The organism is Staphylococcus sp. FSL W8-0271 (assembly GCF_038006605.1).
Lineage (GTDB): Bacteria > Bacillota > Bacilli > Staphylococcales > Staphylococcaceae > Staphylococcus > Staphylococcus cohnii.
Genome location: NZ_JBBOVM010000001.1, coordinates 2,305,495 through 2,317,784 on the forward strand (window position 1 = coordinate 2,305,495; position 12,290 = coordinate 2,317,784).

The window sequence follows — 12,290 nt, forward strand, 5'->3', positions numbered from 1 at the left end:
CATGCCCAAACCTATTGCTAAGGTTTGGGCATGTTTATATGTTTGTTTGATGTTTGACAAGAGGGTCGTTTATTAAACTGTACTGATTTAGAAGATAAGCTTAGTTTTTAAATATCATTGCTCAATAATATAATAATGAATAAGAATAGAGTGTCCTTATTTTAGTGAATGAAAGGGGAGAGTTATTATATTAGTTAAATTCTATATAAATTTGTTATGAGCTTTAAATTATGAAACGCTTATATAGTTAATATTTTGGCGCTAGGGATTATCATAAATGTTTTAACTTTTATTCTTCTATTAATCATCAGTACTTACTACCTCTATATGTCTATTATATTACGCACTGAAATATGATTAAAATACATAGTTGGAATATATAACATTCTCTTATGGAATACATATTTCATAAACTATAATCGCTTTGTTAAGCTTCATTATCTAGTATCTTTTAAAAATTTAATCCATTCGTGAGTTACATAATTCATATAGCTATCTTTTTTCCAAATAACTCCCAAATTCCATGACACATCTGCACCTGAAATTTCTATACCCACAAGGTCTTCATTTAAAATATTTACGATACTTTCTGGTAATATACTCACACCGATGCCATCTCGAATCATATTTTCAATAAAAGTAATTTGAGACATTTTAGCAACCGTTTTGGGATGAAAACCAACTTTTCTACAACTTTCAATAATTTGATCTTTTAAATAGTAATCATCATGAAACATAATAAAACGTTCATTTTTCAAATCACCTAGATAGACTGGTCCTTGTTTCGCAAGCATCGCATCTTTGTTTACGACTAGCAATAACTTTTCATTATATAGCGGGATAGCATGGTAGATATCATTATCTACAGGTAACGTAGTAATGCCTACATCAATTTCATCATTATTTAAATAAGACTCTACAGCTTTGCCTCCACCTTCAATAACTTCGTATGTCACTTTTGGATATTTACTATGAAAATGATTTAAACTTTCTGTAAAAAGTCTCACGTTCATAATTGCTGATATACCAACTCTAATATGGCCTTTTTCTAAATTTGTTACATCTCCCATTTCTAATGATAAATCATCTAGCACCGCTAAAGCTTCCACGCATTTATCATAAAAAATCTGGCCGATATCCGTTAAAATAATATGCTTTTTTCTTCTATCAAATAAAGTGATATTAAATTCGTCTTCAATACTTTTAATATTTTTACTTATTGTAGATTGCGCAATATATAAATGCTCGGATGCTTGTGTCATCCCCCCATTTTTCACAACTTCTACAAAATATTTCATTTGCTTTATTTCCATATTTAACCCCTCTGCACCAATCTAAGTTTCGCTTACTTGAATTTATTTTAATGACTTAATAGCTGTTTCTGCCGCTGTTTGAATAACTTTATCATCAGGTTTCGCATCTTTATCTGATTTTTTCGTGTAAATAGCAAGAATAATTGGCTTATTTTGCTTTTTTGGATATATAAAAGCTAAATCGTTTCGGCTACCATAGGTTAAACCTTGACCACTTTTATCTCCTACAACATCATCCTTAGATACAGCTGCTTTTATTAACGTACCTCCAGTTTCATTATGAATCATTGTATGCTTTAGTAATTCAAGGTTAGCTTTGCTCATATTTTCACTCTGTAGAAGATGATTGAACGTTGTTGCAGCTCTTTTAGGTGTGGTTGTATCATCTGTACTTTGTGGATCATATAAATTTAAATCTGGTTCGAGTCTTTGTGGATTAGATATATGGTCTCCACGATGTATGAGTGCTTGTTGAAATTCTTTAATTCCATCTATTTCTTCGATGACTTTATTATTAGCTGTATTATCACTCTGCAACATAGAAGCTTTTATTAATGCTTTTAAAGTCATTTGCTTGCCGATATATTTTTCAGTGACGGGTGAATAAGCGACAATGTCATCTTTGGATATCGCTATTTTTTTATTTAGTTCTGACGTTGGCCTGTTTTGTAATAATATACCACTTGAAATTGCTTTATATGTAGATGCAAATGCAAACCGTTCACCTGATCTGTGCTGTACCACTTTGCCATTAGCTGTATTGACACCATAAACCCCTACAATTGTATCATTATCTTGTTCTATTTGATCAAAACTTTTTGCATCAGCAACCTTTCCTGTCACTGTGAGTAAAAAAAGCCCAAACAAAACACTTAAATAGAATTTTTTCAAGTTTTCAATCCCCCTATTTACATTTGAAAGCAATACGCTATACTTACGTTTAACTATAATCATAAATATAACAAAACACAATTATCTTTATTACGCCTAACCATTAACGAGTAGAAATAATTGGGACTAAATATATACTTCAGTAACTTTAAAATTTAAAAATACTGCAATTAAACATTTCATCAACAAAATCTGCTACATTCACTCTTAATGAATACTTTATTTTATTGACTGTACAACAGAATAGGCTGAGACATTTAATTTGCCCCAGCCAAAGCATACAATTTCAATTAAAGTAACTGTTGCTATAATCTCAAAAACGTGCGATTTCAAATCATCTCTGAGTTGAATCTTAACTTTATTAATACTATTTAAACTACTGACCAATTGTTATTTCCACCAAATTATCATTTTGATCAAAGAAAGCAGTATAAAAGCCATTATTTGTTTCATATTTCACATAAGTGCCATCTTTATTGCCTAATTTACCTTCTCCTATGATTTCATTTGAAGTATGAGCCTTCTTAAATGTTGACTTAGATACTGAATCAGGTTTTGTGAAGAAAGTAAGTTGCACCACTTCATTGTCACTATTAAATTCTACGCTTGTATCATAAGTTTTCTTAGAATGATCAAATTCTTTCTTGGCATTAGTGTCAACTTTATAACCATCAATCGTAACATTGTCATATTTTAAAGCACGTATGAAGTTATAATCTTGAGTAAAAGATGGATCATATGTTGTATAACCTTCGTAATTATACCAAGGTTTTGTTTGTGCTTGTGAACGAACACCATTTTCACTATTTGCACCGCTTGCGCCACCTTCACCGTGTCCCCACTTTTGGACTTGCTCTGCAGCTTGCGCTGTTGGACTACTCGTTGAGATATATGCTGCTGAAGAACCGACAACCAGTGTAGATACAACGACAGTTGCTAAAATTAACTTTCCAACTTTCCGCATAATAAATCACTCCTTATTTGTAGTCTTACATATGCAAAGTGTAATTGTCCACTTTCATCATACACCTCTCCATTTTATTTTCAAGTAAAATTATACTTTTTATGAATATTAGTACAAATTAAATATGAAAATACTTTATTGATGTAGCTTTGATGTTATGTTAAACATTTTATTGTTTATATTAGAAAAGTGCTTGAGCTAAAACCATACTGCAATGTATTTTTAATTGGTATAGTAAACATAATAAATAATTTAAAAAGGATGGTTTATCATGATCTATATTTTACAAGTTGATTTTCCAATCGATGGTCCTTTTGGACAAGAGATGTCCAGACAATTCGCTGATTTAGCGAAATCTATAAATGGAGAACCAGGTTTTTTATGGAAAATTTGGACAGAAAATGCTGATGAAAAAGAAGCGGGTGGCATTTATGCATTTGATAGTTACAAAAATGCTAAAAACTATTTAAATATGCATAGTGAGCGCCTACAATCCATGGGCGTCCCAACTGTAAATGCTAAAATATTTGCTACAAATGACGCACTTACTAAAATCACACATGGACGATTAACATAACCGTATTGGGATGATAAAATACAACAAGCCTTTCAAATGTACACACATCTCGTGTGTTTTGAAAGGCTTGTTAGACATAGATTGAACGAAAAAAATAAATATTTTTAAAAATGATAATTTTCCAGATCATTATTTATTCATTTGTGACATTTCATTGATAAAATCTTGATACGTGATTTCATTTTTAGATAACCTAGCCACAAGCATATACATTTGTTCATTTTTAGTAAATTCAGTTTTATATAAATCTTGTTCTCTTTCGCTCTCATTATCTAAAGGATTGACGACGTCCTTTGATTTTGAAAATGCATCATAATACCTAATCCCAAACAAGCGTTGTGAGAATCCATCTATATGAATACCATCTGGATTTGCCGTTAAGCCTTCTGCTGTAACAAAGTAACAATCATGTTGTTTCTGCGCGACGTTCTTGATACTGTTATTAATTTCTTGATACTCTGTAGCACTAGCGCCAAACCCTTCTTTTCCCAAAAACGTTCCTAACAATCCAATGACAAAAGTAAGTTTAGGCAATTCAAGTGCTTCTCTAAAATAATCAATGAGGTGTGATAATTTTGTTTCATATGTTTGAAATTTATTATTTTGACTATCACTTTCACCTTGATGCCATAAAACACCAATCAATTCAGACGTTTCCATAGCAAATCTCGCTTCACTTACAGCATGCCGCGTCATCATACTTTCATCTGACCATTCTTCAATAGAAGTACCTCCATCAGCACATGGAATGAACCCTATTGTTTCATTTGGATGATCATCGAGCCATTGCTTTGCAAACGATGCAGCTGGTCCAATACCAGCGACAGAACGATCGCTATGTATCGGTTCTTCCATCATTTGCCATCTACCATTTCTAAGCATAAAAATACGTTCATCAATGATGGGATTTACACTATCTAAAAATCCTCTTCCTGCCATATTTGATTGACCAATTAGTAAGATTGATTTCATAACGTTGTTCCTTTCAATTTTTAGTTTTTTAATTAACTGCTAGTAGCTATTTTTCAGTGAATATTTTAAATATATGTAAGCATATCATTTTTTTCTTAAACTTACCCAAATTTCATATTAGAAAGTATTACGCTTTATATATAATTATTATAAAAATAAATTCATATAAACTTTACTTTTAATACTAATTATCATATTATGGAATGGATTTTGAGAGGAGTTTTTATTTTGGAGAGGAAAATGGAACTCACCTATGCTAGAGCGATATTTTGTATCGCAATAGTCATCGTCCATTGTTTAACCGGTTTAGTAAACGATTATCACATTTCACAATTTGAAAAATCATTTTATAGTTTTTTACAAGTTATTTTATTATTTGCAACACCTTGCTTTATTATTTTGTCCGAAACATTATTAGGTATGCGATATTCAACTAAAATTCCGCAAAACTTTTTACTTAAGCGCATGAAATTTATTTTAATTCCTTATGCTATATTTGGTTTATTTATCACTTTTAGACTATTTCTTGGTGATAATTCAGATAAATCATTTTGGGAAATCTTTTTGAATATCATAGTGGAAGGTAAATTTTTCGGATGGTTTGTACTTGTTATTTTTCAGTTTTATATATTACATCGCTTATTTTATAAATTATTGAGTAAAGCCAATCCTATTTTTGTACTTGTTGTTACCTTTATCATTAGTTTTGGACATTCTTATTTAATGTATTACAGTACTGCTTATCTTGAATTCTGGGATTTTTATCCTTTATTCAGTAGAACCATTATTTTATATTGGCTATTTTACTTTGTTGTTGGTTTCTACTTCGGTAAATATTATGATACTGTTATTCATTTTTTAAAGCGTCATTTAGTTTGGCTTCTATTGATTTGGCTATTGGCTTTATCCTATATGGCATTTAATTTTTCTTATTTAGACGTACATCTAAATGAGTCTAATCGATTTGATTTAGTCTTATTTTCTGCAATCAGTTTTGTATTTATCGTCTATTTATCTAAATTTTTAACTCGGTTTAATTTAGTATTTGTGTTTTTAATAAGCGAAATATCATTTTTCATATACTTAGCACACCAAATCATTGTAGATTTTATTTCTAGATCGCTAGCATCATTTGTTACATTCCCACCACTATTTTTAATCTTAAGTTCTATTTTCACACTTGGATTTTGTATTGGATTAGCGATAATACTATCTTTTATTCCATATATAAGAATTGTTGTAGGAAGAAATACACTACAGCCTATGGTTATCAATAATTATAAACATCATAGTTAAAGTGTAAAAGTTACTATATAAACATGGCATTTCAAATAAACAAGCACAGTATAAATTGAAGGCTTTTAAATATAAAAAGGACGCATCCATTTCACATGGATGCGTCCTTTATTTTGGGCTTGAGCATTATTTCTCATCCCTCAGTTATATGATACTTTAGTCATCTAATAAATGATAAAATTGTTCAATCGCTTCTTTATTATATAATTCTGGAACAAATTTGGCATAAACAGGTGTTTCCTTATTAATAAACTGTTGTATGCTTGTTTGTAATGATTCAGCATCATTAAAACTCAACATTCCATACTTGCCATAATCAAGTACATATTGATTGGCTGGTATATCTGATGCCAGAATATCTATACCAACAGTCAACGCCTCTAATAAGACCATTGATTGCCCTTCGTAATAAGACGGTAAAACAAACAGATCACAATCTCTCATAATATTAAATGGATTTCTTTTTTGTCCCATTAAAAATACATGCTCTGATAAATCTAATGACGTAATTAGTTTATTTAGTTGATTTTTGAGTGGGCCATCACCTAAAATGTATAATTTCGCGTTAGGATTTGCTTCCACCACGCCGCTAAACGCTTGAATCAAATTATCAAATCCTTTTTCAGGAGATAATCTTCCCATTGTCATCACTTTATAATCGGATTTATGGAACGGTACGCTTGTAATTTGCTTATCCTGTTCTCTTACAATGACACGTTCCCCATTTTTCATAAAGATATCATTATCTTCATCCACCAAATTATAAATTCTATCTAAGTTAATGGTATTCATCGATGATTTAAATTTATCTTTTGTTTTTCTATTCGCTATTTTTTTAACATTTTCCTGCTTAGTCACTTCAGACACACTTACGAGCTTATCATAATAAGGATATAAGGACATCACACCTTTTAGATTAGCGTAATGCGGTCTCACACCGTTCACTTTACGCTCCATATCCATTTTCATATCACTGTGCAAGTAGATTAATTTTCTTTTAGTCTTGCTTGCTAACAAGATTTCAGACCAAAACATCGCATAGCCACTGAAATCCATAACGACATCAAACGCTGAGTTACCAAACACTTTTCTAAATTCGCGTTGATACAATGCATCCGGATAAATTTTTTCTTCAATTTTCGATTTGATGCCTCTATTGCGTACCAATAGGTTACGATAGTATTCTGAAGTGTTTGCCAACAATGGTCCTTTTCTTAAAATAACCCTCACATTGTCATTTAAGCTATATAGATTATCTATCACATCTTTATTTCTATTGAATCCAAGATAAACCGTAATATCATATCTATCATAATCAACATTTTCTAATAAATTCAGGATCGATGTTGTTATGCCATTAGGTTTCATACCACCTGGATATATTAAAATACGCTCTTTTCTGTTGTTTTGAACGCCATTTTTGGGTGCATCATGATGAAACACTTGATTGACAACTCTTTCCGTTACTTGTCCATCATCGTAATTCACAAATTTTTGTTTATATTTTTGATAGTTCCCCTTATATTGTGCTAGCATGCGCTGTGATTCTTGGACAGTTGCTACCAATGCTTCAATTGAGTGCACACTTGGACCTGGAAGACTATCCACAGGAAGATAAAATCCTCTGTCTTCTTCATAGGCTTTATAATCGGGTGTATAAAAAATAATAGGTTTATCTGTAACTAAATAATCAAAAAAGATACTTGAGTAATCAGTTACAAGTAAATCAACAATACTGAGTAATTCATTCGTATCAAATGTATCTTCAACTAAGTATTTTTTTAATTTTTTATTACCTACTGCTTTTTTATAAATAAACGGATGCACTTTTAATAATACTTGATAATGTGTTTGTTTATTTAATGACTCAATCAGCGCTTCAATTTCTTCAATATTATCTTCTGGTATACTGACCGTTTGGCCACGCCATGTCGGTGAAAAGAGTAAAATCGGCGCATCTGTTAATTTAATGCCTTGTTGCTTTAATTTCTGCATAACTTCTTTTGACTGTGCATTTAGCGTTGCATCTATTCTGGGATAACCAATTTCTAAAATTGCTTCATCATTTAAACCGTCTAATTTAAATGCTTTTTTAAAAATATCTGTCGTATGTTGGTTAGGTGAAATAATATAGTCAGAACTTAAAAAGTTACGAATTGTATTTTGTGATTCTAATAAATTATGTTTGATATCTAACCCCATTGCTTTTAAAGGTGTACCATGCCAAGTATTAACATATATTTGATTTGGCTTTTTCGTAAAATACGTTGGAAACGTCGCATTATTGATGAGATATTTACACTTTGTTAAATAATGTAAATAGTCTTCACTTTCTTTAACTATAAATTTTACATTTTTATATTTACTATATTTTTTAGAAAATGCTTTTTGCATTTTTTGAGATGCTACGACCCAAATATGTATATATTTTTGATAATCAGGATGGCTCATTAAATATTTAAATATTGCATAAGGACTATCTGTCATACTTTGTCCATCTCTAACTTGATACAATATATGATTGTCATCTACTTCAATCGTTTTATATAGATTTGCATAATGCATAATATTTCTTGTGTATTTACTTCTAAGTTGTAATTTCAATGGTTCCGAAATGAATTTTAATTTTCTTTTTGTTTGATTTAATACAAACTTTTTCGTTTTACCAATCATTCTTCCACCTCTTAATTTATCTTATCTGTATTCGAGTAATTAATATATTCAGTTAAACCTGACATAATATCATATTGTGGATTAAATCCTAGTGCTTCCAAACCTTTGATATCAGCACAAGAATGTTTAATATCCCCGCTTCTTGATTCAGCAAACTGATAATTTATAGTTTTATTATAAACCATTTTGAACTTATCGAAAATTTCTAATAATGATATTTGTTTACCAGTAGCTAAGTTGTAAATTTTGCCATTCGTTACTTCATTATCTAACACTATTGAAACTGCTCGCACCAAATCTTTTACGTATACAAAATCTCTCGTTTGCTCTCCATCCCCAAAAAATGTGAATGTTTCGTTATTTTTAAATTTATTATCTATAATAGATAATAAACCAGAGTATGGTGAATGAGGATCTTGTCTCGGTCCATATATATTAAAGAATCTTAAAGCAGTTGTTGGCAGTTGATATAGTGTATTGTAAATTTTTGTATATTGTTCCCCAGCATATTTTTCCACAGCGTAAGGTGATTCAGGATCAATGAACGTTTCGACTTGTTTTGGCAATCCTTCGGTATTACCATAAACGGCCGCTGATGATGCAAAAATAAATTTCTTCAAATTATGATTATATTGACGATTGGCTTCTAAGAGATTTAATGTGCCATTTATATTGACAGACTGAGACTTTATAGGGTCATTTATTGTTTCTACAACACTAACTACGGCTGCTAAATGAATGACGATATCAAATTGTTCTTTCTCTACTAAGGATGTCACAAATGATGTATTAATCACATCATTTTCAATGAAATACGCATCATCTATAAATTCGACATTCGAACGATGCCCTGTGCTTAAATTGTCTAATATAAACACCTCATTAGCTTTGTTAAAGTGTTCTGCTAAGTGCGAGCCAATAAATCCAGCACCACCTGTAATTAGTAGTTTCATTTTTCATCCTCCTATATACTCAAGTCATAATATACTTATCGTCAATTTTATTAATATAATACGTTGAACACCTGATTTTTATTATAAAAATAAAATAGTATTACAAATAAAATTATAAATTTAGTTAATTTACGTCTTCTATATATTAGTATGAGTTTAACAATTTTGACGAACAAATCAAAAGAAATCGAGGTGAAATTGTAATAATAATTGAATAATGCTACCAAGAACTTTACAAAAAATCTTTTGATCCTTATTTAAATAAAGTTATTTATAATATGTTTTATTTTTGGTCTAAGTATAGTTTGAAAATTTTGATTTTAAAAATCATTATAAAAAGCGTTCCGCCATAAGTATCCTTTAAAGTATAAAATAATACCTACATTATACTATAAAGCAATACAGCGAAACGTTTAATAATTTTACTATAGCCTATCAAAATTTTACTTTATCGATCTTATATATAAATTACTGCACGTCATTATTTTTCTGTGCTTTTTGATAAAAATAGTTAGCCACAATAATATCTACAATGGCTACACCTACAGATTTAAATATGGTAATTTCTTCATCACTTTCGCGTCCAGCTAAAAGAGAACCGACAATTTCACCTAGTTCGCCATATAAATCTTTTTCTCCAAATAGACCTTCTTTTATTGGGGTAATTAAATCTCCTGTTTCTTCTAATGCCGCTTCCGATGCTTCTACAACTACTTTATCTGCATTGGCTATAGCGTGTGAAGGCAACTCTTGCATATCTGATTTAAAAGAACCTACAGCATTCACATGGACCCCAGCTTCTAATGATTTATTAAAAACAGGTTGGATGGCGTTGGTTGCAGTGACAATAACATCAGCATTAGCTATAGCATCATCAACATTTTCCATCACTGTCACATCAACGGATTGATATTGCTGTTGAATCGTTTCTGCAAATGTCACTGCTTTACGGTGAGTTCTATTATACAGTTGAATATGTTTGATATCTCTAACAGCTAATACAGCTTCAATTAATCCTTGTGCTTGATCGCCTGTCCCTATGACACATAATGTTTCTGCATTTTCACGAGCAAGGTATTTTGTAGCTACGCCAGAAATTGCGCCTGTACGAATTTTAGTTAAGTAAGAACCTTCTAATACAGCTAATGTTTCACCAGTTTCATAATCTGATAATATCACAGAACCAACAATGGTATTTTTACCTATCTTTGTATTATTAGGGGCCATTGTTACTGTTTTAAGCCCCACAACTTTCAATTCATCAGATAAAGCCGGCATAACTAGATAACGATTGTCTTCATTAAAAGGAAGTACATAACGTAAAGGGGTATCCGTCTTCCCTTCAGAATAGGCCTGTAAAGATTCGGCTACTGCTTCAACGACTTCTTCCATGTTTAATAATTCAGCTTGTTCATGTGCATCAATAAATTTCATAAGCCACCTCTATTCTTTTACATTTTCTGACTCTAAAATGTTGCTCTTCTTTTCAAATTTATTTTCAAATAAGATTATTCCTATAAATCCAACGACAAGTAAAGGAATGATAATCCAAGCCATATGATTATCGACATACACAGACACACAATATATCGCTAATAATAGCGTTATGGCCAACATATTTTTAATAAACAGCAACCAATAATCCGTTTTCACACTAAACCATGTTTGTTGCTGATTATCCTCTATTTTAATATGATATATCGTAAACTTTAAATGTGTAATCAACATATAAATAAATGCTAAAATACCGATTACCAACAAGATTTTATGAAATATGCCGTTAGGAACCACATCTGCAGCCGCTGCAAATATAATAGCGATAACAAAACTTTTCAGTTCTGCATTTTTCTTCATATCAATCCCCGCACCTTTGTCATTAATTCAATCTCTATTGTTACAATAACATACTTACTCGGAATTTTAAGTTTGACTAAGAGCTAATCTTTTAAAATAGATAATGATCTACCTATGAATACATCGTACAATATGTGGAAAAACAGCTAATGATTCAAGCAATTTATAAAATAAGCATCTGTATGGGTTTGTACCTGTTCAAGTGTGGCACCTTCTTGAAGTTCAACCAATTTCATAACTTTATCTTCAAATTTAAAAACAGCTAAATCTGTGATTAACGTATTAACAACACCTGCGCCTGTTAAAGGCAACTCACATTTTGATTTTATCTTAGATTCACCATGTTTATTCATATGGTCCATGATAACGACCACTTTTTGAGCTCCAACCACCAAATCCATCGCACCGCCCATACCTTTTACGAGCTTGCCAGGAATCATGTAGTTTGCTAAATCACCTGTTTCCGAAACTTCCATACCACCAAGAATTGCTAAATCAATATGCCCGCCGCGTATCATCGCAAATGATTCTGCATTGTCGAAATAGGAAGCCCCTTTAGCAGCAGTAACCGTTTCTTTACCTGCATTAATCAAATCTGAATCCACTTCATCTTCAGTAGGATATGGGCCAATACCAAGCAAACCATTTTCAGATTGGAAAAAGACATTTTCTACATGGTCATTCATCTCATTTGCTACAAGTGTTGGCATACCAATACCTAAATTTATTACCATATCACTATGAATTTCTTGTGCTGCACGCTGAATAATCTTCTTACGTTGTGTTTGTTTATCCAT

The 12,290-nt window shown here is 31.1% G+C and carries 11 protein-coding genes; 2 read left to right on the forward strand and 9 right to left on the reverse strand.

All coding sequences use genetic code 11. The features are described 5' to 3' along the window. Positions 1–437 precede the first annotated feature (437 nt). From cidR to isaB, 3 genes are all read right to left on the reverse strand, one after another. Positions 438–1,313, reverse strand: a complete 876-nt coding sequence (cidR, locus tag NST87_RS11355) for a cidABC operon transcriptional activator CidR (RefSeq protein WP_040029908.1) — start codon at positions 1,311–1,313, stop codon at positions 438–440. Positions 1,314–1,355: 42 nt separating this feature from the next. Further along, a complete protein-coding gene (gene bla / locus NST87_RS11360) occupies positions 1,356–2,204 on the reverse strand; it encodes a class A beta-lactamase (protein ID WP_040029907.1) in 849 nt (282 codons plus the stop codon). Between the two features lie 376 nt (positions 2,205–2,580). Beyond that, positions 2,581–3,168, reverse strand: coding sequence for an immunodominant staphylococcal antigen IsaB family protein (isaB, locus tag NST87_RS11365; protein ID WP_340721730.1), 588 nt, complete (start codon positions 3,166–3,168; stop codon positions 2,581–2,583). 271 nt (positions 3,169–3,439) lie between these two features. Here isaB and NST87_RS11370 point away from each other — a divergent pair, with 271 nt between their 5' ends. Beyond that, positions 3,440–3,745, forward strand: a complete 306-nt coding sequence (locus NST87_RS11370; protein ID WP_040029905.1) for a monooxygenase — start codon at positions 3,440–3,442, stop codon at positions 3,743–3,745. Positions 3,746–3,874: 129 nt separating this feature from the next. Here the strand turns inward: NST87_RS11370 and NST87_RS11375 are convergent, their stop codons facing one another. Continuing rightward, positions 3,875–4,717 carry a sialate O-acetylesterase gene (locus tag NST87_RS11375; RefSeq protein WP_340721731.1) on the reverse strand — a complete coding sequence of 281 codons (843 nt, stop codon included), beginning with the start codon at positions 4,715–4,717 and terminating at the stop codon, positions 3,875–3,877. Positions 4,718–4,945: 228 nt separating this feature from the next. Here NST87_RS11375 and NST87_RS11380 point away from each other — a divergent pair, with 228 nt between their 5' ends. Then, positions 4,946–6,013 carry an acyltransferase family protein gene (locus NST87_RS11380; RefSeq protein WP_040029903.1) on the forward strand — a complete coding sequence of 356 codons (1,068 nt, stop codon included), beginning with the start codon at positions 4,946–4,948 and terminating at the stop codon, positions 6,011–6,013. 156 nt (positions 6,014–6,169) lie between these two features. Here the strand turns inward: NST87_RS11380 and NST87_RS11385 are convergent, their stop codons facing one another. The 5 genes from NST87_RS11385 to NST87_RS11405 all read right to left on the reverse strand — a co-directional run bounded on the left by NST87_RS11385 (position 6,170) and on the right by NST87_RS11405 (position 12,290). Beyond that, complete coding sequence (locus tag NST87_RS11385; RefSeq protein WP_040029902.1) at positions 6,170–8,686, reverse strand: glycosyltransferase; 2,517 nt, start codon at positions 8,684–8,686, stop codon at positions 6,170–6,172. Positions 8,687–8,697: 11 nt separating this feature from the next. Then, positions 8,698–9,639: an NAD-dependent epimerase/dehydratase family protein gene (locus NST87_RS11390; RefSeq protein WP_040029901.1), complete on the reverse strand. Its 942-nt coding sequence runs from the start codon at positions 9,637–9,639 to the stop codon at positions 8,698–8,700. A gap of 468 nt (positions 9,640–10,107) precedes the next feature. Then, positions 10,108–11,073, reverse strand: a complete 966-nt coding sequence (locus tag NST87_RS11395; RefSeq protein ID WP_040029900.1) for an ornithine cyclodeaminase family protein — start codon at positions 11,071–11,073, stop codon at positions 10,108–10,110. A gap of 9 nt (positions 11,074–11,082) precedes the next feature. Next, positions 11,083–11,493, reverse strand: coding sequence for a hypothetical protein (locus tag NST87_RS11400; protein ID WP_040029899.1), 411 nt, complete (start codon positions 11,491–11,493; stop codon positions 11,083–11,085). A 146-nt stretch (positions 11,494–11,639) separates the two neighbouring features. Continuing rightward, positions 11,640–12,290: a 3-oxoacid CoA-transferase subunit B gene (locus NST87_RS11405; RefSeq protein WP_040029898.1), complete on the reverse strand. Its 651-nt coding sequence runs from the start codon at positions 12,288–12,290 to the stop codon at positions 11,640–11,642.